Annotated in this window: 16 protein-coding genes and 1 CRISPR repeat array (1 of these 17 only partly in view); of the genes, 10 read left to right on the forward strand and 6 right to left on the reverse strand. The window is 65.2% G+C overall.

Annotated features, from left to right (window positions below):
* Nucleotides 1-329: 329 nt before the first annotated feature.
* From secF to yajC, 3 genes are all read right to left on the reverse strand, one after another.
* A complete protein-coding gene (gene secF / locus ACQZF9_RS14150; RefSeq protein ID WP_428309606.1) occupies nt 330-1256 on the reverse strand; it encodes a protein translocase subunit SecF in 927 nt (308 codons plus the stop codon).
* A 263-nt stretch (nt 1257-1519) separates the two neighbouring features.
* Nucleotides 1520-3382, reverse strand: coding sequence for a protein translocase subunit SecD (secD, locus tag ACQZF9_RS14155; protein WP_428309607.1), 1863 nt, complete (start codon nt 3380-3382; stop codon nt 1520-1522).
* Nucleotides 3383-3451: 69 nt separating this feature from the next.
* Complete coding sequence (gene yajC, locus ACQZF9_RS14160; protein ID WP_428309608.1) at nt 3452-3784, reverse strand: preprotein translocase subunit YajC; 333 nt, start codon at nt 3782-3784, stop codon at nt 3452-3454.
* 300 nt (nt 3785-4084) lie between these two features.
* Between yajC and rlmKL the strand changes: the two genes are divergently transcribed.
* The 5 genes from rlmKL to ACQZF9_RS14185 all read left to right on the forward strand — a co-directional run bounded on the left by rlmKL (nt 4085) and on the right by ACQZF9_RS14185 (nt 11386).
* Complete coding sequence (gene rlmKL, locus ACQZF9_RS14165) at nt 4085-6250, forward strand: bifunctional 23S rRNA (guanine(2069)-N(7))-methyltransferase RlmK/23S rRNA (guanine(2445)-N(2))-methyltransferase RlmL (protein ID WP_428309609.1); 2166 nt, start codon at nt 4085-4087, stop codon at nt 6248-6250.
* Nucleotides 6251-6462: 212 nt separating this feature from the next.
* Nucleotides 6463-6630 carry a hypothetical protein gene (locus tag ACQZF9_RS14170; RefSeq protein ID WP_428309610.1) on the forward strand — a complete coding sequence of 56 codons (168 nt, stop codon included), beginning with the start codon at nt 6463-6465 and terminating at the stop codon, nt 6628-6630.
* 128 nt (nt 6631-6758) lie between these two features.
* On the forward strand, nt 6759-7469 hold the full coding sequence (locus tag ACQZF9_RS14175; protein WP_428309611.1) for a uracil-DNA glycosylase family protein: 711 nt from the start codon (nt 6759-6761) through the stop codon (nt 7467-7469).
* Between the two features lie 89 nt (nt 7470-7558).
* Entirely contained in the window at nt 7559-10096 is a 2538-nt protein-coding gene (glgP, locus tag ACQZF9_RS14180; RefSeq protein WP_428309612.1) for an alpha-glucan family phosphorylase, read from the forward strand.
* A gap of 129 nt (nt 10097-10225) precedes the next feature.
* On the forward strand, nt 10226-11386 hold the full coding sequence (locus tag ACQZF9_RS14185) for a S53 family peptidase (protein WP_428309613.1): 1161 nt from the start codon (nt 10226-10228) through the stop codon (nt 11384-11386).
* Nucleotides 11387-11450: 64 nt separating this feature from the next.
* On the opposite strand, the gene glgC is transcribed toward ACQZF9_RS14185, so the two are convergent.
* Nucleotides 11451-12659, reverse strand: coding sequence for a glucose-1-phosphate adenylyltransferase (gene glgC / locus ACQZF9_RS14190; protein WP_428313434.1), 1209 nt, complete (start codon nt 12657-12659; stop codon nt 11451-11453).
* 403 nt (nt 12660-13062) lie between these two features.
* Here glgC and ACQZF9_RS14195 point away from each other — a divergent pair, with 403 nt between their 5' ends.
* Nucleotides 13063-14013: a hypothetical protein gene (locus tag ACQZF9_RS14195; RefSeq protein WP_428309614.1), complete on the forward strand. Its 951-nt coding sequence runs from the start codon at nt 13063-13065 to the stop codon at nt 14011-14013.
* A gap of 50 nt (nt 14014-14063) precedes the next feature.
* Here ACQZF9_RS14195 and glgB read toward each other — a convergent pair whose 3' ends face one another.
* On the reverse strand, nt 14064-16286 hold the full coding sequence (gene glgB, locus ACQZF9_RS14200; RefSeq protein ID WP_428309615.1) for a 1,4-alpha-glucan branching protein GlgB: 2223 nt from the start codon (nt 16284-16286) through the stop codon (nt 14064-14066).
* 222 nt (nt 16287-16508) lie between these two features.
* On the opposite strand from glgB, the gene glgA reads away from it, so the two are divergent.
* The 4 genes from glgA (at nt 16509) to ACQZF9_RS14220 (ending at nt 21602) form a co-directional block, all read left to right on the forward strand.
* Complete coding sequence (glgA, locus tag ACQZF9_RS14205) at nt 16509-17945, forward strand: glycogen synthase GlgA (protein ID WP_428309616.1); 1437 nt, start codon at nt 16509-16511, stop codon at nt 17943-17945.
* 216 nt (nt 17946-18161) lie between these two features.
* Nucleotides 18162-19187, forward strand: a complete 1026-nt coding sequence (locus ACQZF9_RS14210) for a cupin-like domain-containing protein (protein WP_428309617.1) — start codon at nt 18162-18164, stop codon at nt 19185-19187.
* A 48-nt stretch (nt 19188-19235) separates the two neighbouring features.
* A complete protein-coding gene (locus tag ACQZF9_RS14215; RefSeq protein ID WP_428309618.1) occupies nt 19236-20303 on the forward strand; it encodes a sterol desaturase family protein in 1068 nt (355 codons plus the stop codon).
* A 9-nt stretch (nt 20304-20312) separates the two neighbouring features.
* Nucleotides 20313-21602 carry a cupin-like domain-containing protein gene (locus ACQZF9_RS14220; RefSeq protein WP_428309619.1) on the forward strand — a complete coding sequence of 430 codons (1290 nt, stop codon included), beginning with the start codon at nt 20313-20315 and terminating at the stop codon, nt 21600-21602.
* A gap of 61 nt (nt 21603-21663) precedes the next feature.
* Here ACQZF9_RS14220 and ACQZF9_RS14225 read toward each other — a convergent pair whose 3' ends face one another.
* A complete protein-coding gene (locus ACQZF9_RS14225; RefSeq protein ID WP_428309620.1) occupies nt 21664-22527 on the reverse strand; it encodes an SDR family NAD(P)-dependent oxidoreductase in 864 nt (287 codons plus the stop codon).
* A gap of 321 nt (nt 22528-22848) precedes the next feature.
* Nucleotides 22849-24175: direct repeats of the CRISPR family, unit length 28 nt; unit sequence TTTCTGAGCTGCCTACGCGGCAGTCCAC; it runs 620 nt beyond the window's last position.

Here is a 24175-nt window from a genome sequence, read left to right on the forward strand (position 1 = left end):
AGGAGCGGACCCTGTCCGCGACTGTGCCGTTGCAGTGTGAGTCGCGGACAGGGTCCGCTCCTACAACTCGAGCGCTTCGCTTTCGACGTTCAGGGCCCCTTGAGGACGCCCCGGAAAAAGTCGCGCGCAGCGGGTGGCACGGCTTTTTTGCACAGCGAAGCATCCGCACCTGTAGGAGCGGGCTTGCCCGCGACTGTGCATTCGAAGCCTCAGTCGCGGGCAAGCCCGCTCCTACAGGCCCAGCGTTTCGCTTTTGACTTACGGCGCTGCTGGCGTGCTTTCTCCCCGGCCGGGCACGCCAAGCCTACACAGCGACTATCGCGCTGGACCTAGGGCAGCTCGTCGACCGCCTCATCCTTGGGCGGCAACAAATCTTCGCGGGAAATGCCGAGCAGAATCGCCAGGCCCGTCGAGATGTAGATCGACGAATACGTGGCGACGACGACGCCCACCATCAGCGCCACCGCAAAGCTGTGCACGCTCTGCCCGCCCATGAAGAACAGCGCGGAGAGCACCAGCAGCGTCGTCAAATGGGTGATCACCGAGCGCAGCAGCGTCTGGTTGATCGACAGGTTCACGACTTCAAAAATATTCGCGCGCCGCTGCGACAGCAGGTTCTCGCGAACGCGGTCGTAGATGACCACCGTTTCGTTGTTCGAGTAACCGATCAGCGCCAGGATCGCCGCCAGCGTGGTCAGGTCGAACTCGGTCCAGAAGATCGACAGGAAGCCCAGCGTCATCAGCGCGTCATGCACCAGCGCCGCGACCGCGCCGACCGAGAACTTCCACTCGAAGCGGAACATGATGTACAGCGCGATGCCGATGAACGCGAAGATCAGCGCCATCGCGCCTTTCTCGGTCAGCTCGTCGCCGACCTGCGCGCCGACGAAATCGATCTTGCGCAGCTGGATATTCTCCTGCTGCGCATTGAGCGCTTCGAGGATCCGGGTACTGACCTGCGCGGTGCTGTCCTTCGACGGCGGCAGGCGGATCAGCACGTCCTGGCTGGTGCCGAAGTACTGCACGGTTTCGCGCTCGTAGCCGGCGGATTTGAGGTGCTCGCGCACCTCGTCCAGCTGCACGGTCTGCGGATAGGTCACTTCCACCAGCACGCCGCCGGTGAAATCGATGCCGAAGTTCAGGCCACGGAAGGCCAGCAACAGGATCACGGCGACGGTCAGCGCGGACGACACCCACAGGCCCGTTTTGCGTTGGGCCATGAAGTCGATATTCGGGACGCGATCGAAAAATTTCATAGTAGTTCTCCCTTAGCCCGCGTTTCTCGCAGGGAAATCGAGTGATGGCCGTTGGCGAGGACGTGCAGAGCGCCGGGCTGGAGCGAACCCCATAGCGATGCTATGGGGTGAGTGAAGCCCAAGCTCTGCGCGCCGCAGACAGGCCAGCACCGATTTAGCCGGAGAATCATTCGAAACGTTGTAAGTGGAGGACATTCGAAGCTCTCTGCGATAGCGATAAGGAGCGCCGGATTCTCCGGCGACCTGTGAGAAGCGCGGGCTCATTACCAGATCGGCAGGTCGGTCATGCGCGCCTTGCGGCCGAAGACCAGATGCGCGAGCGCGCGTGAGCCGACGATCGCGGTGAACTGCGAGGCGACGATGCCCAGCGCCAGCACGATGGCGAAGCCGCGCACCGGGCCGGCGCCGATCGCGATCAGCACGATCGCCGCGATCAAGGTGGTCACGTTGGCGTCGGCGATGGTCAGGAAAGCGCGGTCGTAGCCGGCTTCGATCGCCTTGGCCGGGCTCATGCCGCCGCGCAATTCTTCGCGGATGCGCTCGTAGATCAGCACGTTGGCGTCGACCGCGATACCCATGGTCAGCACCAGGCCGGCGATGCCGGGCATGGACAAGGTCGCGCCGAGCAGCGACAGGCCGGTGATCAGCAGCAGCAGGTTCAGCGCCAGCGCCAGGATCGCGAAGATGCCGAACACGCGGTAGTAGACGATCATGAACGCGGCGACCAGCGCCAGACCCAGCGCCGCGGCCTGGAAGCCCTGGCGGATGTTGTCGGCGCCCAGGCTCGGGCCGACCGTGCGTTCCTCGACGATGTCCACCGGCGCGGCCAGCGCACCGGCTTTGAGCAGCAGCGACAGGTTCTGCGCTTCCTTCTGGCCCAGGCCGGTGGTCTGGAAGTTCTTGCCGAACACGCCGCGCACGGTCGCCACCGAAATGATTTCGTCGACGTTCTTATGCTCGCGGATCGCCTCGCCCTTGGCGTTGTAGCTGGTCACCACCTGGCGCTCGCGGAACAGCACCGCCATCGGCTTGCCGACGTTGCCCGAGGTGAAGTCGAACATCTTCTTCGCGCCCTGGCCATCGAGCGTGACGCTGACCTGCGGCGTACCGCTCTGCGAATCGATGCCGGGCTGCGCATTGGTCAGCTGCGAACCGGTGACGATGATCTCTTTCTTCAGCAGGTACGGCAGGTGGCCGTCACGCGTGTAGAACAGCTCGGTGCCCGGCGGCGTGATGCCGCTGGCGGCCGCGCCGCGCGCGTCGCCGTCTTCGACCACGGCGCGATATTCCAGCGTCGCGGTCGCGCTCAGCAGCTCCTTGACGCGGGTCGGGTCCTGAACGCCCGGCAGCTGCACCAGGATGCGGTTGGCGCCCTGCTTCTGCACGATCGGTTCGGCGACGCCGAGCTGGTTGACGCGGTTGCGCAAAGTGATCAGGTTCTGCTGCACCGCGAAGTCCTGAATGCGCTTGGCCTCGACATCGGTGATGCGCGCTTCCAGCGTCAGCGGCGAAGACGGTGGCGACGAAAGCGCCAACTCGCGGTAGTTGCTGGAGATGTATTGTTTTGCTGCGTCGAATTTAGCCTGATCGGCGAAATCCAAGGCTACCGCGTCGCCGGCCTGGCGGCGGCCGGTGTAGCGGATGTCCTCTTTACGCAGCGTCGCCGGCAGCTCGTTGACGTAATTCTCGATCGCCTTCTTGCGCACCACGTCGACGTCGACTTCCAGCAAAAAGTGCACGCCGCCGCGCAGGTCCAGGCCCAGGGCCATCGGCTTGGCGCCGATCGCCGCCAGCCAGGCCGGCGTGTTGGTGCTGCTGCTCAGCGCGACGGTGTAGTCATTGCCTAGCGCCTTCTTGATCTCGTCGCTGGCATGCAGCTGGGTGTCGCCGTCGGCGAAGCGCACGGTCCAGTTGGCACCGTCGGCATTGCTGGCCACCGCGCTGAGCTGCGCCTGCTTGAGCACGCTGTCGATCCGGGTGCCGATCGCGGCCGGAACCGGGTCGCCGGACTCCTGCGAAATCTGCACGGACGGGCTCTGGCCAAACAAATTCGGCAGCGCGTAAAGCGTGCTGAAAATCGTGACGACCAGCAGGGCGATGTATTTCCACGTTGCGTAAGGACGCATGCGCTACTCCAGATAGCCGATCGCCGGCACCGCCCGGGAGGGCCGCGCCGGCGCGGTGCCGCAAACCTGCTACAGGGTTTTGAGGGTGCCCTTGGGCAGCACGCTGCCGACGGCCGACTTCTGCACCTTGACGTTGACGCCTTCGGCGACTTCGACGGTCAGGAAGGCTTCACCGATGCTGACCACCTTGCCGGCGAGACCGCCGGCCAGCACCACTTCGTCACCCTTGGCGATCTTTTCGATCATCTGGCGGGTTTCCTTGCTGCGCTTCATCTGCGGGCGGATCAGCAGGAAGTAGAACAGCACGAACAGGACCACGAGCGGCGCGAACTGCACCAGCGCATTGGGCTGGGCGGGAGCGGCTGCCTGCGCGAAGGCAGGGCTGAAGAAGAAGTCGAGCATGGGATACCAAGGATGGATGGCCGCAGGGGCCAAAAAACGAGCGGCGGATTATGCCACTCCTCCCGGCGGACGGTGTGGCGGAAGCCGTCCGGTGTATCCCCTGCCGACTTCTATGGGGCCATCCCGGGGCCACACAAGCCTTGTCTTGTCTCCTTCCCTCGCCTGCGGGGGAAGGCCGGGATGGGGGCGTGAAGATAAAGAGTTGCTCCGCGACGAACGCCCCCACCCTGACCCTCCCCCGCGCGCGCGGGAGGGGATCACTAATTTAGAGACGCGGACCGCCCATGCGATCATATGTCCATGAGCCTTCTCTCCCTGTTTGCCACCTGCCCGCGCGGCGTCGAGCCGCTGCTGGCGGCCGAGCTGACCGCGCTCGGCGCCACCGAAGCCCGCGAACGCAAGGGCGGCATCGCCTTCAGCGGCGACCTCGAGGCCGCCTACCGCGCCTGCCTGTGGACGCGCCTGGCCAACCGCATCCTGATGCCGCTGGCGACCTTCCCGCTAACCGACGCCGATGCGCTGTACGAAGGCGCCAAGTCCATCGTCTGGCCGGACCTGTTCGCGCTGGAGAAGACCTTCGCGATCGAGGTCGCCGGCCATTCGCCGGCGGTGACCCACACCCATTACGCCGGCCTCAAGGTCAAGGACGCGATCGCCGACCGCTTCCGCGAGCGTCACGGCGAGCGGCCCAATGTCGACACCGACGCGCCCGACATCCGCATCCACGTACACCTGGAGCGCGCGCAGGCGACGCTGAGCCTGGATCTCTCCGGCGAGAGCCTGCACAAGCGCGGCTACCGCATCACCGCCGGCGAAGCGCCGCTGAAGGAAAACCTCGCCGCGGCGATCCTGGTGCGCTCCGGCTGGGCCGGCATCGCCGCGGCCGGCGGCGCGCTGCTCGACCCGATGTGCGGCTCCGGCACCCTGCTGATCGAAGGCGCGATGATCGCGGCCGACATCGCGCCCGGCCTGAAGCGCGTCAAATACGGGTTCGAGGCCTGGAGCGGCCACAACGCCGCGCTGTGGCAATCAATCCGCGCCGAGGCTTCGGGCCGCAAGTCGGCGGGCCTGGCCAGGCTGCCGCCCATCGTCGGCAGCGACATCGACGACAACGTGCTGCGCTCGGCGCATCTGAACGCGGACAAGGCCGGCCTGCTCGGCCACATCCGCTTCGAGCAGCGCGACGCGCTGGAGGCACGGCCGATCGCCGCGACGGGCCTGGTCGCGACCAATCCGCCGTATGGCGAGCGCCTCGGCAGCGAGAGCGAAATCATCAAGCTGTATTCGCTGTTCGGCGCGACCCTGAAAAATTATTTCAGCGGCTGGCGCGCATCGGTGTTCACGAGTCGCCCGGATCTGAGCCCGCGCCTGGGCCTGCGTGCTTCACAGATGCATACGCTGTTCAACGGCGCGATCGAGTGCAAGCTGCTGCAGTTCGAGATGGCCGCTCGCGCCGCGTCGGCGCCGGGTGTCGAAGCGACGCCGCTGGTGATCAGCGGCGGCGAAGACTTTGCCAACCGGCTGAAGAAAAACCTGAAGCATCTGGGCAAATGGGCCAAACGCGGCGGCATCAACAACTACCGTGTCTACGACGCCGACCTGCCCGACTACGCGCTGGCGATCGATCTGTATGAAACGCCGGAATTACAGGTGCACGTGCAGGAATACGCCGCGCCCGACACGATCGACCCGACCAAGGCGGAGCGCCGCCTGCGTGAAGCGCTGGCGCAACTGCAGTCCATCCTCGCGGTACCGGCCTCGCGCATTCACTACAAGCTGCGCAAGTCGCAGCGCGGTAGCGCGCAGTACCAGAAACAGGACGAAAGCCGCGAGTTCATGACCGTGGTCGAACACGGCTGCAAGCTGTGGGTGAACTTCGAGGATTACCTCGATACCGGCCTGTTTCTCGATCATCGGCCGATCCGTCTGCGCATCCAGAAAGAGATCGAAGACAAGCGCTTTCTGAACCTGTTCTGCTACACCGGCAGCGCGACGGTACACGCCGCCAAGGGCGGCGCTTCGCATACGACCTCGGTAGACCTGTCGAAGACCTATCTGGATTGGGCGGATCGCAACCTGCTGCTCAACGGCTTCGACACGCGCGGGCCGTGGAATACGCACCAGCTGATCCGCGCCGACGCGATGGCCTGGCTCGCCGAGCAGGCCGCCGACCCGCGCGCGCCGCGCTACGACCTGATCTTCTGCGATCCGCCGACGTTTTCGAACTCGAAGAAAATGGAAGGCGTGCTGGACACGCAGGCCGACCACGCCGAGATGATCCGCAACGCGGTCGCGCTGCTGGCGCCGGCCGGCAAGCTGTACTTCTCGACCAACCGCCGCCGCTTCAAGCTCGATGAAGCCTTGACCGACGAATTCAGGATCAACGAAATCACCTCGCAGACGCTGGACGAGGACTTCAAGCGGCCTCCGCCGTCGCATCGCAGCTGGAGCATCGAGCGGCGCTGAGACTTCATCGCGTGCGATCGGGTCCCTCGATACGCGGGCAAGCCCGCTACTCGGGAGGAACGGAGTTTCGTTGATGCGGACACCACAAACCCCCGTTCTTCCCGAGTAGGCTCGCTTGCGAGCCGTATCGAGGGACACATCGGAGCTAACGGCGAGCGTTCAGCCAGCCTGAGCAGAATGGCGTCTGAACCCTGCCCCGCGTCGAGGCGACCATGTCATTTGCGATTTACCTGATCGGCTTTCTGATCTTCATCGGCGGCATCGCCTGGGGCTGCGTGCTCGCCGGCGTACCGACGATGTACATCGCCATCGGCTGCACCATCCTGCTCGGCATCGCGCTGTTCACCGGCGCCACGCGCACGCGCAGCAAGGATCACTAGGCCTTTTTTCGCGGTCATTCCCGCGAAAGCGGGAATCCAGGGCTGACAGCGCAGCACCGCGACGGCTGGCGCTGCCCGCCTGCGCGGCAACCACGAGGCGGGGCGCGCGGCTGCATTAGAATCCGCCGATGAGCACTGCCCTCTCGAAGTCCCAGCTGACCGCCCGCTTCCGCGAACTCGCCGCGCACACCGAGGGCATCGACGTCGAGGTCTACGCACGCTTCGGCAAGGACCCGTTCGAACCGGTGCTCGGACTCGGTCCGGACGATAGTCGCGTCGGCTTCTTCGGCCGTGATCCGGGACGCGATGAAGTGCAGCACGGCGAGCCCTTCATCGGTGCCGGCGGCCAGCTGGTGCGACGCGCGCTGTACCGCGCGCTGCACGATGGCAAGGCGCTGCCGGACTTCGACAGCTCGCGCGAAATCGGCCGCGATTTCTACTGGGCCAATACCGTGCCGTACAAGCCGGTCGGCAACAAGGCCTGGTCGACCAAGATCAAGCAGCGCTTTCAGCCGACGATGGCGCGGTTGCTGATCCAGCACTGGCAAGGCGAGCACATCATCACGCTGGGTCGCGAAGCATTTCTGTGGTTCGGCCTGCTGCAGTCGCGCGAAGCGCGCGACAAGCTCGACGCATTCTGGCTGAGCGAGAATCGATTCTCCGAGTCGCTGCGCATCAGCTTGCAGGCCGGTGACGATGACAACATCAGGCGCGAGTTCACGCTGCATCCGCTGCCGCATCCTTCACCATTGAACGCGACCTGGTACGGACGTTTTCCGGGCCTGCTCGACGCGCGTCTGCAACAGCTAAACGTAAAGCCCGGCAAGCTGCGCATCTGAAGCAGTAGCTGCTGGCGGCTCAACGCGAGCGCGGCGCGGGGCAGGCTAAACTCCTGCATGGACGGCAATGAAAACATCAGGAGATGACGATGCCCGGCACGCTTTTCCGCCTCGAACTCAGGCCGCAGATTCCCGCCGCGCTGAGCCGCTTGAACGACCTGGCCTCGAACCTGATGTACAGCTGGGATCGCGACATCCGCGGCGTGTTCTGGCGGCTCGACAAGGAGCTGTGGCGCGCCTGCGGCAATAATCCGAAACTGTTCCTGCGCCGCGTGCCGCAGAGCGTGCTGGTCGCGGCCGCCGACGACGATGATTTTCTGCAGGACTACAACGGCGCGCTGGCGTCGTACGACTCCTATCTCGCGGCCGACGCCAAGCCCGAAGTGCTGGAGCATCTGCAGCCGGGCCAGGATCTGATCGCGTATTTCTGCGCCGAATTCGGCCTGCACGAATCCTTGCCGATCTATTCCGGCGGCCTCGGCATTCTGGCCGGCGATCATTGCAAGGCGGCCAGCGACCTGGGCGTGCCCTTCGTCGCGGTCGGCCTGCTGTATCGGGAAGGCTATTTCATCCAAACCATCGACAGTCTCGGCCGCCAGATCGCGACACCGCAGACCGCGAACTTCGACGAACTGCCGATCAGCATCGTGCGCGACACAAAGGGTAGCGAGCTGCGCGTGTCGGTGCCGATCGCCGACCGCATCGTGCAGCTGCGCGTGTGGCGCGCCGACGTCGGGCATATTTCGCTGTACCTGCTCGACGCCGATCTGCCGGAGAACGGCGACGCCGATCGCGGCATCACCCAGCAGCTCTACGGCGGCAACACCGATACGCGCATCCAGCAGGAAATCGTGCTCGGCATCGGCGGCGTGCGTGCCCTGCGTGCCTTGGGCCTTGCGCCCAGCGCCTGGCATATCAACGAAGGCCACGCGGCCTTCATGATCCTGGAGCGCGTGCGCGAGCACGTCGCCAGGGGCCGCGACTTCGAGGCGGCGCTGGAGGAAGTCGCCAGCGGCACGGTGTTCACCACGCATACGCCGGTGCCGGCCGGCCACGACATTTTTCATCACGCGCAGATCAACTGGTTTTTCCAGCAACTGCTGCCGCAGTTCGGCGCCGATGAAAAACGCCTGCTCGGCCTGGGCGCCGATGGCCACGGCGAAACGCGCTTCAACATGACCGCGCTGGCCTTGCGCGGCTCGCGCTTCCACAACGGCGTGTCGAAGATCCACGGCGGCGTCGCCTCGCAAATGGAGCGCAGTCTGTGGCCACAGATCAAGCCTGACGAAAATCCGATCGGCTCGGTCACCAACGGCGTGCATCTGCCGACCTTCATCGCACGCGCCTGGACGCAGCTGTTCCATGATTCGCTGCGCGGCTGGCGCAACAAGCTGCTCGACGTCGATTACTGGCGCAGGCTCGACGAAATTCCGGATCATCGCTTTCGCGCGGTCCGCCGCCAGCTCAAGCGCGACCTGCTGATCGACATCGTCGAGCGCATCACTCGCCAGCATCGTCGCAACGAACTGCCGGAAGCGCTGATCGCGCAGGCCACCCAGCACATCGCCACGCACGACACGCGCACCCTGGTACTGGGCTTCGCGCGGCGTTTCGCCACCTACAAGCGCGCGACGCTGATCCTGCGCGACCCGGCGCGGCTGTCGCGGCTGCTGAACGATCCGCAACGCCCGGCGATCCTGATCTTCGCCGGCAAGGCCCATCCGAAAGACCAGCCCGGCCAGGACCTGATCCGCCAGCTGCACGAGATGTCGCTGAGGCCGGAGTTCATCGGCCGGCTGTTCATGGTCGAAGGCTACGACATGCTGCTGGCGCGCAACCTGGTGCAGGGCTGCGACGTCTGGCTCAACAACCCCGAGTATCCGCAGGAGGCCAGCGGCACCTCGGGCGAGAAGGCCGGCATCAACGGCGTGGTCAATCTGTCGGTGATGGACGGCTGGTGGGCCGAGGGCTATCAGGCCGCGCCAGCGCAGAACGGCTTTGCGATCCAGCCGGTGCTCGACGCGAACATTCGCGACGCCGAAGAATCGCGCCAGCTGCTCGATCTGCTCGAACACGAAGTCGCGCCGCGCTACTACGGCAGCGCCGGCGACGGCTATTCCGACGACTGGCTGCAGCTGTCGCGTAATTCGATGAAGAGCCTGATTCCGCGCTTCAACTCCTCGCGCCAGGTGATCGACTACGTGCGCGGCTACTACGGGCCGGCAGCGAAAGCCTCGGCGAAGTTGAGCGCGGCCGACGGCAAGCTCGCCAGCGAGCTGTCGCAGTGGAAGCAGCGCGTGCTCCAGGCCTGGCCTGGCGTGTCGCTGCGGCTGGCCGAGCCGCCGGCCCAGGTCGTCTCCACCGGCGAGCGTCTGCCGCTGAGCGTGCAGGTACAGCTCAACGGCCTGGCCGCGGACGAGCTGCGCGTCGAGTGCCGGGTCGGCCGCGTCGACTCGCTGGGCGCGTTCCAGGTCGAGCGCGTGCTGGACTTGCAGCCCGGCGCGGCCGGCCTCTACCAGAGCGAGATCGAGCCGCTCAGCGGCCTGCAGCACTACCAGATCCGCGCCTATCCGCAGCACGCGGCACAGGCGCATCGCTTTGAACTCGGCGCGATGATCTGGTTGTAGGCCCCGAGCCGGCGCCGCCGGTCGGCCGGCGGCGCGGGCCGCCGTCCGGCTGACGGCAACTGGCATGACTAGTGTCTCCGCAAGCGCGTTGCGATATCGCTAACTTGCTGTTTTTACGGAGACATTTCGATGCCAAACGTTACAAGGCTGTTACTTCGGGCGGTGGTCGGGATCGCGCTGCTGAGTGTCGGAGCGGCGCAGGCGGCACCCGGGCGCGTGGTCAAGCATATTGCGGTGTGTCCGGCGATCGCCGAGCAACACATGGCGCGCTGCCATGCGCGTGTGGTGGTCGACGACGACGGCAACCTGCGCGAGACCAAGACGCCGGGCGGCTACGGTCCAGCCGATCTGCGCTCGGCCTACAAGATCACCGGCAACGGCAGTTCGAGCACGATCATCGCGATCGTCGACGCCTACGGCTATCCGAACGCGGAAAGCGATCTGGCGACGTATCGCGCGCAGTACGGCCTGCCGCCCTGCACCACCGCCAACGGCTGCTTCCAGAAACTCAACCAGACCGGCAGCGCCGGCCCTTATCCGAAGACCAACAAGGGCTGGTCGCAGGAAACCGCGCTGGATCTGGATATGGCGAGCGCGATGTGCCCGAACTGCAAGCTGATCCTGGTCGAAGCCAATGCCAGCAGCTCGGCGGCACTGGCCGCGTCGGTGGACACTGCGGCGGCCTTCGGTGCGCACGTGATCAGCAACAGCTACGGCGGCAGCGAATCCGGCAGCAGCAGCTACGAAGGCTCGTACAACCATCCGGGCATCGCGATCACCGTCAGCACCGGCGATAGCGGCTACGGCGTGCAGTTCCCGGCCTCGTCGCCGCACGTCACCGCGGTCGGCGGCACCCATCTGGTCACCGCCAGCAATGCCCGCGGCTGGACCGAGACCGCCTGGAGCGGCGCCGGCAGCGGCTGCAGCACGGTGTACGCCAAGCCGAGCTGGCAGACCGACAGCGGCTGTGCGATGCGCAGCCTCGCCGACGTCTCCGCCGTCGCCGACCCGAACACCGGTGTCGCGGTCTACGGCCCGATCACCAACAACCGCTCCGGCTGGCTGGTATTCGGCGGCACCAGCGTCGCGGCACCGGTGATCGGCGGCATCTACGGCGTCAACGGCGGCGCGGTGAATTACGGTGCCGATCCCTACGCGAATCTCGGCGCGCTGTTCGACGTGACCTCGGGCAGCAACGGCAGCTGCAGCGTGCCCTACCTGTGCACCGCGGGTGTCGGTTACGACGGCCCGACCGGGCTGGGCACGCCGAACGGCAGCAGCGCGTTCTGACCGGATCGAACGAGCTGCAAAACAAAAGGCCGCCTCAGGGCGGCCTTTTGTTTGACGCGAAAGCTCAGCGCACCATCGGCGGCTGGCCCAGCATCTCCGAGGTCACCAGCACCACGCCGCCCGGCGACAGGTGGTAGAGCTTCTTGTCCTCGGCCAGATCGACGCCGATCGAGGTGCCTGCCGGAATGATGCAGCCCTCGTCGATGACCGCCTTGCGGATCGTGCAGTTGGGGCCGATCTTGACCCGAGGCAGGATCACCGAGCTGTCGACGACGCTGCCGCGCTCGATGACCACGTTCGAGAACAGCACCGAATGATGGACCTCGGCGCCGGAGACGATGGCGCCGCCGGCGACCATCGAGTTGACGGCCGAACCGCGGCCGTTGGGTCCGTCGAACACGAACTTGGCCGGCGGGGTCTGCTGCTGGTAGGTCCAGATCGGCCACTGCTCGTCGTACAGGTTCAGCTCCGGCACCACGTCGACCAGCTCGAGATTGGCCTTCCAGTAGGCGTCGATGGTGCCGACGTCGCGCCAGTAGCCGGCGCGGTTGGCGTCGTGCACGTCGCGCAGCGCGTAGGCGAAGACGCGGTTGTTCTTGATCGCCTGCGGGATGATGTCGTGGCCGAAGTCGTGGCTGCTCATGCTCATGCCGGCGTCGCGCGTCAGCAGATCCAGCAGGTAGCTCGCGTCGAAAATGTAGATGCCCATCGACGCCAGCGCGGTGTCCGGCCGGCCCGGCATGCATTCGGGATGCTTGGGCTTCTCCGAAAACTTGATCACGCGGCTTTCACCGTCCACGGCCATCACGCCGAAGCCGGTGGCTTCCTCCAGCGGCACTTCGACGCAGCCCACCGAAATCTGCGCGCCTTTCTCGACGTGGTGCGCCAGCATGCGGCCATAGTCCATCTTGTAGACATGGTCGCCGGCCAGGATCAGCACGTGGCTGGGCTCGTGCGCGCGGATGATGTCGAGGTTCTGGTACACCGCATCCGCCGTGCCCATGTACCAGCTGTTCTCGTCGACCCGCTGCTGCGCCGGCAGCAGCTCGACGAACTCGCCGAACTCGCCGCCGAGAAAGCTCCAGGCCTTCTGCAGATGCTGGATCAGCGAATGGCTTTTGTACTGGGTCAGCACGCCGATGCGGCGGATGCCCGAGTTGATGCAGTTGGACAGCGAGAAATCGATGATGCGGAACTTGCCGGCAATCGGCACACCCGGCTTGGCGCGCCACTGCGTCATCGGCCCGAGGCGCGAACCGCGGCCACCGGCCATGACGAGCGCGAGCGTGCTCTTGGTGAGACGGCTGACGAAACGCGGGTCCGATTGGGCTTGCACGGGTTCCTCTACAGCGCTGGCGAGATAGGCGGTAGGCTGTTCGAATTTCATGATAGCGGCTCCTTCACGCCGCGTCGCATCAAGCGGCACCGTCCATGGCGGCGCGTGCGGCAAGGCCCACGCGAAAACTTGCTAGGCAAGACCAATGCCGTTTTTAATGAAACACTTGTTCAAAGAAGTTCAGGCCGCATCGGCAGCGCCAAAAGCGGCTACAAATGGCAACGCTGCGGTTCATGCAGAGCGACTACATTAGGCAGCGCGAGGATGGCGAGTCGGCAACTTGCAAGAAGTACGCAGGCCGCCGGGTGCAATAAACGGGACCAGGACCAAAGGACCAAAAATGAAGAAGCTGATGTCGCGGCGCGGTGCCTCCGCTACCGCGCTGCTGTTGACCGCCGCCGCCTTCGTGCCCGGCGCTTACGCTGCCGGCTCGGCGCAGGCGCGCCAGCAGGCCGCCGCCGCCGTCGCCGGTGGCAGCCCTGAATGCAAGGCGCTCGGCGACTTCTACTGGGAGATCGGCGACGCCAGCGGCCCGCAGGGCAGCGGCCAGATCGGGACCGAGTACACGGCCAGCCAGAGCATCCGCATCGCCTCGGCGAGCAAGCTGGTCTGGGCCGCCTACTTCGTCGAAAAGAACGGCAAGCCCAGCGAGGAGCAGCTCAGCTTTCTGGAAATGCGCGCCGGCTATTCCAACTTCAATCCGCTGATGTGTGCGCTGTCGCGCAGCGTCGATTCCTGCGCCACCGCGCGCAGCAACGGCGAGCGCGACCCGTCCAAGGTCGGCCGCTTTTCGTACAGCGGCGGCAACGACCAACGCCTGGCCAGCATCCTCGGCCTCGGCGAGATGAACGCCGAGGCGTTCACCAGCGAGGTCAAGCGCTACGTCGGCCCGGAACTGAACTTCGCCTACAAGTCGCCGCAGCCCGCCGGCGGCATGGAATCCAGCCCGGCCGAATACGGCCGGTTCCTGCAGAAAATCGTCGGCGGCAAACTCAAGATCAAGGACTACCTGGGCTACGAGCCGGTCTGCGCCTCGCGCAACTGCCCGAACGTGTCCGACACGCCGGTGGTCGATGCCTGGCACTACAGCATCAACCACTGGATCGAGGACGACCCCCGCACCGGCGACGGCAGCTTCAGCAGCCCGGGCCTGATGGGCTTCTACCCGTGGATCTCGAAGGACAAGACCACCTACGGCATCCTCGCCCGGCAGAAGCTCGGCAAGACGGCGTACTGGGACAGCGTGCTGTGCGGGCGGGAGATTCGCAAAGCCTGGATGAAGGGCGGCTAAGGCTCGCCCTGTAGGAGCGGACCCTGTCCGCGACTGTGCCGTCGCAGGCCTCAGTCGCGGACAGGGTCCGCTCCTACAGTCAGGTGTTCCAGACTCAACACCAGGGCCCCCAGCGGCGGCAGGCTCAACTCCAGCGTGTACGGCAGGTTCATGCTCGACTTCGCGATCGCCTCGGCACCGCCCAGGTTGCCGACGCCACTGCCGCCGTAGACCGGCGCATCGGAGTTCAGCGTCTCGATCCAGCGTCCCGGCGCCGGCACGCCGATGCGGAAGCGATGCCGGACCACCGGCGTGCAATTCAACACCACCACGCTCTCGTTGCCGGCGACATCGCGGCGCCGGTAGACGAACACCGATTCATCCAGGTTGTTGCAATCGATCCACTCGAAGCCCTGCGGCTCGAAGTCACGCTCGTGAAACGCCGGCACGTCGCGATGCAGGTGATTCAGATCGGTCAGCCAGCGGCGCAGGCCGCCGTGCAGCGGCTGCGTGTCCAGCCACCAGTCGAGCTGGCGGTCGTGGTTCCATTCGCGGCGCTGACCGAACTCGCCGCCCATGAACAGCAGCTTCTTGCCGGGCCGCGTATACATCCACGCAAACATCAGCCGCACATTGGCGAACTTCTGCCAGTCGTCGCCGGGCATTTTCTCGACCAGCGCTTTCTTCAGGTGCACGACTTCGTCGTGCGACAGCGGCAGCGCGAAGCTTTCGCTCCAGGCGTACATGAAGCCGAACGTCATCTTGTCGTTGTCGTAGCGCCGATACAGCGGATCGCGCTTGAAGTAGTCCAGGGTGTCGTGCATCCAGCCCATGTCCCACTTCATCGAGAAGCCCAGGCCGCCGGTGTCGACCGGCCGCGATACGCCCGGCCAGGACGTGGATTCTTCGGCGATCACCACGGTGCCCGGATGCTGGCCGTGCACGACGGTGTTCAGATCGCGCAGAAAATCCACCGCCTCCAGATGCTCGCTGCCGCCGTACCGGTTCGGCTTCCATTGGCCCGGCTTGCGCGCGTAGCTCAGGTACAGCATCGACGCGACCGCATCGACTCTCAGGCCGTCGATATGGAACAGCTCGATCCAGAACAACGCGTTGGCAAGCAGGAAATTCTTCACCTGCGGCCGGCCGTAGTCGTAAATCAGCGTGCCCCACTCCGGGTGCTCGCCGCGCAGCGGATCGGGATATTCGTAGAGCGGCTGGCCGTCGAAATGGCGCAGGCCGTGCGCGTCTTTCGGGAAATGCGCCGGCACCCAGTCGAGGATCACGCCGATGCCGTTGGCGTGGCACTGATCGACCAGATAACGGAACTCGTCCGGCGAACCATGCCGGCTGGTCGGCGCATACATGCCGATGGTTTGATAGCCCCAGCTGCCGTCGAACGGATGTTCGCTGATCGGCAGCAGCTCGATATGGGTGAAGCCGAGCTGCTTCACATAAGGCACGAGGCGATGCGCGATTTCGCGATAGCTCAGATAGCCGTTGTCCTCGCTACGCTGCCAGCTGCCGAGATGCACTTCGTAGATCGACATCGGCTCGCGCCGGTAGTCGCGGCCCTGGCGCGCCTGCAGCCATTGCGCGTCGCTCCACTTGAAGCTGCTCGGCGCGCCGATCACCGACGCCGTCTCCGGACGCAGCTGGAATTGCCGGCCATAAGGATCGGACTTCAGGCGACGCACACCATCGGCGCCGCGAATTTCGAACTTGTAGAACGAGCCGGCCGGCAGCTCCGGAATGAACAGCTGCCAGACGCCGCTGGCGTGGCCGCGCATCGCGTGGATGCGGCCGTCCCAGGCATTGAAATCACCGACCACGCTGATCGCCCCGGCATGCGGCGCCCACACCGCGAAGCGCACCCCGGCGACACCGTCGATCTCGATCGGATGCGCGCCGAGCATTTCGTGCACATGCCAATGCCGGCCTTCGCCGAACAGATGCAGGTCGAAGTCGGCGATCAGCGGCTCGTCGAACGCATAGGCGTCGTGGGCGCTCTGCCAGTTGCCGTTGGAGTCCTGCCAATGCAGCCGATAGTCGCGCGCCAGCATCTTGTCGAGCTGCAGCACGAACAGGTCGGTATCCGGCACGCGCTTGAGTTCGGGGCCGTCGGCCGCGTGCAGATGCAGGCGCCGCGCATTCGGCCGGAACACGCGCAGCGTGCAGCCGGCCTTGCCGTCGCCGTGGCGGCCGAGCAACTGGAACGGATCGCCGAGACGGTTCTCCTGCAGTCGGCGCAGCAGATCCTGCGGGACTTCGAGCGCGTTGTCGGCAACGGTCACGGTCTGGGTTTCCTCGGCAGCTTGGCGTGCGGGCCCGCGCTGCAAAGACGCAGTTCAGGCGACCCGCTTATCCTACGTGCCCTTGCTGAATCCGTGACTACGCCGCGCGCCGCCCCTGCCGTCATTCCCGCGAAGGCGGGAATCCAGTGCGGCGGGCGCGGCGCTGACATCCCTGGATTCCCGCCTTCGCGGGAATGACGAATGACCGGAGTTTTGCCAAGCATGAAAGTGCTGTTTGCCGCCAGCGAATGCTGGCCGCTGATCAAGACCGGCGGCCTCGCCGACGTCGCCTACGCACTGCCGGCCGCGCTGAGCCGGCTCGGCCACGATCTGCGCGTGGTGCTGCCGGCCTATCGCGGGCTGCTCGACAAGGTCGACGGTGCGGATCTGCGCTGCCGCCTGGATATCCGCGGCCAGTCCTTCCGCGTCATGGAGGCGAAGCTGCCGGGCACCGACGTGACGCTGTGGCTGATCGACGCGCCGTACCTGTACGTGCGCGACGGCGATCCCTACCGCGACGCCGGCGGCCACGACTTCGCCGACAACGCCTGGCGCTTCGGCTGCTTCTGCGAGGCGGTGTTCGCGCTCAGCCTGGGTGCCGCCGACGGCTGGCGGCCGGACGTGGTCCACGCCAACGACTGGCAGACCGGCCCGGCGCTGAGCTGGCTGTCGCAGCAGGCGCAGCGGCCACGCACCGTGTTCACGATTCACAACATCGCCTACCAGGGCTGGTTTGGCCGCGAGGCTTTCGACTTTCTCGGCCTGCCGCCGCGGCTGTGGGCGATCGACGGCGTCGAAATGTACGGCGGCTTCAGCTTCATCAAAGGCGGCCTGACCGCGGCCGACGTGATCACCACGGTCAGCCCGACCTATGCGCGCGAGATCCAGACGCGCGAATACGGCTACGGCCTGGATCCGCTGCTGCGCTGGCGTTCGGCGAACCTGGTCGGCATCGCCAACGGCGTCGACAGCGAAGCCTGGAATCCGGCCACCGACGAGCTGCTCGCGCGCCGCTACACCGCGGCCAGCCTGAAGCAGGGCAAGAACGCGAACAAGCGCGAATTGCAGCAGGAAATGGGCTTGTCCGACTCCGTCGACGCGCCGCTGATCGGCATCGTCACGCGACTCGCCGAACAGAAAGGCAGCGACCTGATCCTCGGCGCGCTCGATCACCTGATGCGCGCCCATCCACAACTGCAGTTCGCGCTGCTCGCCTCCGGTGACAGACAACAGGAACAGGGCTGGCGCGATGCGGCCGCACGCTATCCACTGCGCGTCGGCGTGCAATTACGCTACGACGAACGTCTGGCGCATCGCATCGAGGCCGGCGCCGATATCTTCCTGATGCCGTCGCGTTTCGAGCCCTGCGGACTCAACCAGATGTACAGCCAGCGCTACGGCACGATTCCGGTCGTGCGCCGCACCGGCGGCCTCGCCGACACCGTCACCGACGCCAACGATCTGACGCTGGCGGACGGCAGCGCGACCGGCGTGATGTTCAATGACGCCGATGTCGGCGGCGTGATCTGGGGCGTGGAGCGCGCGCTGGAACTGCGCGGCAAGCCCGCGCTGTGGAAGGCGATGCAGCTGGCCGGCATGGCGCGGGATTTCTCCTGGGAGCAGGCGGCGACGCAGTATCTGGAGCTGTACTCCGCCTGATCCCGGGCCTATTCCCGGCACCTTCGGCGGAGGGTGGCGGGCGACATCACGACCGCTGGGCGGATTTCCGGGCAGGAAAACCCCCAAATCTGCCGCGCTGCGCCATCTCCTTACGTAATCCGGCAGGTTTCCTGCAAGCAGGATTACCAGAACAGGAACGGCATACGGGGCGTGGGGCCCGGCAGCAGCCGTTCCGGCGTCCGGGGGGCTTAGCGAATGTTCGATCGCATCGTTACCAATCTGTTCCTGTTGGCCGATTGCTTCACGCGGTTTTCGATCTTCGATTCACCGCGCTTCGCCGCCTTCCATGCGCGCGCCGTCGCACGCCGCGCGGCGCGGCCGGAGCTGCCGCTGCCCGAGATCGGCACCGCACAGGCCAGTCGCGACCAGGCGCTGAAGCTATACGGCCGGCATCCCCTGGTGATCCGCGGCGCGCTCACGCAAGCCGACAGCGTGCAGCACTGGAACGACCCGCAATGGTGGATGCAGCGCTATTCGGACGAGCGCGTGCTCTGCACCTCGCCGACCGACACCGGCGGCTTCAAGCTCAGCGAATTCTTCGGCTCGCAGCGCAAGCTCTACGTGCAGGGCGCGACCGCGCTGTTCGAACATCGGCCCGAGTTGAAGAACATGGTCGAGAACGAGGTCACGCGACGAGTCGCGCCCGGCAAGGAGGGCGCGCCGCCGATTTTCTACCAGCTGTTCATGGGCTGGAAGAACCAGGGCAGCACCGTGCACTGCGCGATCGGCCTGAACGTGTTCCGCCAGATCGCGGGCCGCAAACGTTGGTATTTCTTCCCGCCCAGCCAGACGCCGTATGTGTTCCCCAAGCTTTACGACAGCGGCTTCTCGGCGACCAGCCGCACCGTGCAGCACCACGCGCGGGGCACCGGCGTACCCTGGTTCGACAAGCTCGAACGCTACAGCACCGTGCTCGAACCGGGCGACGTGCTGATCGTGCCGCCGTGGTGGTGGCATTGCGTCGAGAACGAGGCCGGCGACGATGATCTGGTGATCGGCGTGGCGACGCGCTACGGCTCGGCCAAGGCGGCAATCCGCGCGGATTTCTTCAAATCGATGGTCTCGGTGATCAAGGCGCGCGCGATGCGCAAGCAGCACAAGGACGGCGAGCTGACCTCGCTGCAGGCAGCACTCGCCTTCGAAGCCAAGCTCACCGGCAACCGCAACGAAACCGCGCAGCAACTGACCTTGCACAGCGACCAGCAGGCCGCGGCCGCATGATCCGCTGAGCCCACCGCAACCGGAGCAGTACCGCAAGGAGAGCCCTGCATGAGCACCGCCGTCCCCGACTCCAGCGATGTCGCCGCGCCCTTACCGCAAGCGGCGCCGCTGCAAGCACGCGATCACGCCGCCTGGATCGCGGCCGCCCTGGTCGCTCTGGGCTGTAGCGCGTTGATCATCGGCAGATTGGTCGGCACGACGAACAGCGAAGCTCCGGGCGGCTGGAAGCTGCTGGGCAGCGCCGCGTCGATGGGCCTGCGCTTCGCGCTGCTGTATATCGCGCTGCTGCTGGTATTTCATTACGCGCGCATCCACCAACGCTTCGGCATTTTCCGCATCGCCGAACCGGCATCGCATTTCCGGTTGGCACTGCTCAACGTCAAGACGCCGTTCTTCTGGGGCGCCGGACTGGTGCTGGCCTGCGCGGCGCTGCAGATCGATCGCGGCAGCATCGGCATCGCCGCCAGCCATCCGCAGCTGCTGTTCTCGCTGCCCGAGCAATACGTGTTCCTGCATTCACCGAACCTGGCGACCGATGTGCTCTACGCGATCGCCGGCTTCTATCTGATCGACCTGACCGACTGGACTGCGCACTGGGTCAATCACCGCTACCCGGTGCTGTTCCGGCGCTTTCCTTTCGGCCACTTCGTGCACCACAACATGGTGTTCGTGAATCCCTTTACCGTGTTCTCGTCGCCGCTGGTGCATCTGGCGCAGCTCACCGGCCTGTCGATGTACGTGCTGCTGCTGAGCCAGGGCCTGCTGCTGCCGGTGCTGCTGATTCACCTGCTGAAGAACTTCTGCAACCTGACTTCGCACCTGGGTTGCGATCCGCTGCCGTGGCTGAGCCGGCTGAATCATAAAGTCGGCGGCTGGCTGCCCTGGATACCGCTGCATCACCAGTACCATCATGTCCCCGGTGAAATCGGCAACTACGGCAACGTCACCGCGCTCTGGGACTACGTTTTCGGCACGCTCAGCCCGGCGACTGCGCACCATCTGAAGACCGGCAAGGCGCTGCCGGAAATCGTTGCCGTGATGTCGAACCAGGACGGCGTGCTCGATCGTTACTTCGACGGAAAAACCGCGTTCAACCTGCCCGCCGGGCGCACCTGAGAGCCGACCATGAATAGCATCAGCGTGCCGCCTTTACCCGATACCCGCGGCCGCAGCCGTGGCGAGGCCTTGAAAGTCCACGCCCGACTGCGTCTGCGCCATGCGCGCGAAACCTGGCTGTACCTCAAGCCGCTGCTGAAGCGCGATCTGAACCAGGTTTATCCGCGTAGCTTCGCCACGCATCCGCCGGCCGATATCGACCCGCTGCGCTATACCTTGCTGAAGATGATGTGGATGACCGCCGCGTTCTTCCAGCAGCATGTCTCGCTGATGCTGGTCTACGGGCTCAGCGGCCTGTATCACCTGAATCATCTGGCGTTCAAACCACTGGAACGCAGCCTGCTGAAGTCCGAAAAAAAGAAAGGGCTGCCGTCACCGCGCGTGCTGCCGATCCCGGAATTCGACTGGAAGAACTCGACACCCGAAGCCTTCGCCGAGCAGTTCGTGCGCCGCCCTTTCCCGGTGGTGCTGCGCGGCTTCACCTCGGCCGCGGTGATGGCGCATTACCGGTTCGACAACATGCTGGACCTGTACGGCGAAGAGGACGCGCTGCTGACGCGCAAGGACAAGGACGGCTTCGAAGGCAAGCTGAAAATGGTGCGCGACCCGAACGTGTACTGCCACAACAGCGAATTCCTGTTCGTCAAATACCCCGAGCTGCAGGCGATGCTGGAGATGGACCGGCTCAACCCCTACTCCGACGGCAAGCGCGTCGCCTACAGCCAGCTGTTCATCGGCCGCAAGGGCACCGGCTCGCCGTTCCACTGCGCCGCGGTCTGGAACTGGTTCCACATGCTCGACGGCCGCAAGCGCTGGTACTTCGTCGACCCGAATCACAGCGCCTATCTGTACCCGTTCAATCGCATGGGCCAGCTCGCGACGACCTCGCACTGCTCGTTCCCGGATCAGTACAACCGGCAAGGCTATCCGCTGTTCGAGTACTGCCCGTTCTACAGCGTCGAGCTGGAGCCGGGCGACGTGCTGTGGGTGCCGCCATGGTGGTGGCATGCGGTGGAGAATCTCACCGAGCAATCGGTGGCCGTGGCTTCGCGCTGGCATGTCGGCGGCGTGGTCGGCAAGGAGTTGCGCTGGACCGAGGAGAACTACGACGTCAACCGTTTCTTCTCGGTGCTGCTGCAGACCGCCTTTCATTCGCCCCAGCAGATGCAGGCGCTGCTCCGGCATCCTTCACCCAAGGCCGACGAGCACATGACCTTGCGCGAGCGCAAGAACCGCTTCATCGACAAGCATTACCGCGTTGCCGAAAAGCGCGTGCTCGGAATTTTTCACAAGATGTAACCGGGCTGCACGCCCGCTTTTGCAGGTCAGGCTTCAGTCCGCCCTGCGAAAATCGCCTGGCTCAACCCGGCGGCTGCGCAGTAAGCCTCTCAGCCCTCGCCCGCTCGAAGCGTCGCTTCACAATGTTGCCGACCAGGCGCTGATACGCCGCCGGCAGCAGCCGCACCAGCACGTCGAACCAGAACGCGTCGCGGCCGACCAGAATGCGGCGACGGCGTTTGCGCACACCATCGAGAATGATCGCGGCGGCGCGCTCCGGGTCGGTGATCAGACGCGCCGAAAACTGGCGCCTCGCCAGATCGCCGTCGGGGATCAGCGAGCCCGAGCGGATCACGGCCGAAGCGGCGATATTGGTGCGGATGCCGCCGGGCGACACCGTGCTGGCGGTGACGTTGTCGCCCTTGATGTCGAGCTCCATGCGCAGTGATTCAGTGAAACCGCGTACCGCGAACTTGGAGGCGTTGTAAGCCGATTGTCCCGGCATCGCGAGGCAGCCGTAGATGCTGGAGACGTTGACGAGATGGCCGTCGCCGGAGCGGCGCAGCAGCGGCAGGAACGCCATCGTGCCGTGCACCACGCCCCAGAAATTGACGCTCATGATGCGCTCGATGTCGTCGTAGACAATCTCCTCGACGCCACCGCCGAGCGCGATGCCGGCATTGTTGAACACCAGATTCACCGCGTGGCGCTCGCCGACTTCGCGCGCCCAGGTGTGCACCGCTTCGCGCTGCGATACGTCGACGACACGCGTATCGACGCGGCTGCCGAGCGCACGACAGGCGTCGGCGGTGGCGCGCAGCCCGAGTTCGTCGATGTCGGCCAGCTCCAGCACGCAGGACCTTCGCGCCAGCGCCAATGCCAGGGCGCGCCCTATACCGGACGCAGCACCGGTTACCACGGCAACCTTGCCGTTCAAATCCGCCATGGCTCCCTCCGCGCACGCTCGGGCATGGGCGCCATGGCACGCGGATCCTGCGACCACCGTGCGCTGCGCCGTAGCTCGAGCCTTTAGACGAACTGCGCAAACAACGGCAACTACTATGCCGCTGGGGCTTTCGCGTACGGGCAAATGCGGATGCGACGAAAAAAAAGACGGCGATGCAGCAGCGCAGGCCGCGGCCGGGCCGTATTACGGGGGACAGCGGCGACCTGGCGGCTGGATTCCCGCGTTGGGGGAGAGACGGCTACTGGAGCCGCCTGCAGCCTCAGGTCTTGGGCAAGTCACGCCGGTCTGGGGTGTTCTAATTTTCGGAGCTGCCTACGCGGCAGTCCACTATCAGCCGATGCATGACCGGACATTTGCCCATTTCTGAGCTGCCTACGCGGCAGTCCACGCGCTGGATCAGTTCATCAAGCACGTTCTGAATTTCTGAGCTGCCTACGCGGCAGTCCACCACCTTCTTGACCCTGGTGTGGAACTTGAACGTTTCTGAGCTGCCTACGCGGCAGTCCACTCACCTCCCACCCCACCCACCAATACCGGTGATTTCTGAGCTGCCTACGCGGCAGTCCACTGGCTCGTCGGTGCCGCTGCCGGCCTCGGAATTTTCTGAGCTGCCTACGCGGCAGTCCACATGATCGCGATCAGCGATCGCGTCTGGAAGCCTTTCTGAGCTGCCTACGCGGCAGTCCACAAGCAGCGCTTCAATGCGCGCCTGCGTCTGACTTTCTGAGCTGCCTACGCGGCAGTCCACGAGAAAGGCAGCAGCGCGGTCAGCTTTCAGGCTTTCTGAGCTGCCTACGCGGCAGTCCACGCCAACCGCGCCGCGCGCACGCCGTTCTGCAATTTCTGAGCTGCCTACGCGGCAGTCCACGCCCGGCAAAGCGCAGAGGAACACCGCCTGATTTTCTGAGCTGCCTACGCGGCAGTCCACAGCTGGATCTGGCCGGGCCGGGCCGCGAGAAATTTCTGAGCTGCCTACGCGGCAGTCCACTCACCCATCGGATGGCATGCGAATGGAGGCGATTTCTGAGCTGCCTACGCGGCAGTCCACTCCCAGCCCTTGCCCATGAAGCCCAGCTCGTATTTCTGAGCTGCCTACGCGGCAGTCCACACGTATTCGGCGCTCAATTCCGCGCCGATGAATTTCTGAGCTGCCTACGCGGCAGTCCACGGCAGCGCCGCCCGCTTCTTCTACTGCGCCATTTCTGAGCTGCCTACGCGGCAGTCCACCAAGCAATTGATTGAGATAGCGCGGTCCACGTTTTCTGAGCTGCCTACGCGGCAGTCCACGACCTGTGGGTTGAGGTGCGTCGCTGCCCGATTTTCTGAGCTGCCTACGCGGCAGTCCACCACGCGCAGCACCACGTTGCGGGCCAGCTCCTTTTCTGAGCTGCCTACGCGGCAGTCCACCTCAACGAGCGCCGCTTCGCCGCGCTGCCGAATTTCTGAGCTGCCTACGCGGCAGTCCACGCGCGCATGGTGTGCAGCGCCGGATACGTGATTTTCTGAGCTGCCTACGCGGCAGTCCACAACATCGGCAGCACCGAGACGATCAAGGTCAATTTCTGAGCTGCCTACGCGGCAGTCCACGGGTCGCGCCTACAACATGGGCGGCATCGGCGTTTCTGAG

It is taken from the genome of Hydrocarboniphaga sp. (assembly GCF_965279055.1).
Classification (GTDB): domain Bacteria; phylum Pseudomonadota; class Gammaproteobacteria; order Nevskiales; family Nevskiaceae; genus Hydrocarboniphaga.

Bases quoted from the DNA above. Each gene is read 5' to 3' on its own strand.
- yajC (WP_428309608.1), bottom strand. From the start codon at position 3,784: ATGCTCGACTTCTTCTTCAGCCCTGCCTTCGCGCAGGCAGCCGCTCCC.
- glgC (WP_428313434.1), bottom strand. From the start codon at position 12,659: ATGGCCGGTGGCCGCGGTTCGCGCCTCGGGCCGATGACGCAGTGGCGC.
- ACQZF9_RS14170 (WP_428309610.1), top strand. From the start codon at position 6,463: ATGTCATTTGCGATTTACCTGATCGGCTTTCTGATCTTCATCGGCGGC.
- ACQZF9_RS14225 (WP_428309620.1), bottom strand. From the start codon at position 22,527: ATGGCGGATTTGAACGGCAAGGTTGCCGTGGTAACCGGTGCTGCGTCC.
- ACQZF9_RS14210 (WP_428309617.1), top strand. From the start codon at position 18,162: ATGTTCGATCGCATCGTTACCAATCTGTTCCTGTTGGCCGATTGCTTC.
- ACQZF9_RS14195 (WP_428309614.1), top strand. From the start codon at position 13,063: ATGAAGAAGCTGATGTCGCGGCGCGGTGCCTCCGCTACCGCGCTGCTG.
- glgA (WP_428309616.1), top strand. From the start codon at position 16,509: ATGAAAGTGCTGTTTGCCGCCAGCGAATGCTGGCCGCTGATCAAGACC.
- rlmKL (WP_428309609.1), top strand. From the start codon at position 4,085: ATGAGCCTTCTCTCCCTGTTTGCCACCTGCCCGCGCGGCGTCGAGCCG.
- secF (WP_428309606.1), bottom strand. From the start codon at position 1,256: ATGAAATTTTTCGATCGCGTCCCGAATATCGACTTCATGGCCCAACGC.
- glgP (WP_428309612.1), top strand. From the start codon at position 7,559: ATGCCCGGCACGCTTTTCCGCCTCGAACTCAGGCCGCAGATTCCCGCC.
- secD (WP_428309607.1), bottom strand. From the start codon at position 3,382: ATGCGTCCTTACGCAACGTGGAAATACATCGCCCTGCTGGTCGTCACG.
- ACQZF9_RS14220 (WP_428309619.1), top strand. From the start codon at position 20,313: ATGAATAGCATCAGCGTGCCGCCTTTACCCGATACCCGCGGCCGCAGC.
- ACQZF9_RS14175 (WP_428309611.1), top strand. From the start codon at position 6,759: ATGAGCACTGCCCTCTCGAAGTCCCAGCTGACCGCCCGCTTCCGCGAA.
- ACQZF9_RS14215 (WP_428309618.1), top strand. From the start codon at position 19,236: ATGAGCACCGCCGTCCCCGACTCCAGCGATGTCGCCGCGCCCTTACCG.
- ACQZF9_RS14185 (WP_428309613.1), top strand. From the start codon at position 10,226: ATGCCAAACGTTACAAGGCTGTTACTTCGGGCGGTGGTCGGGATCGCG.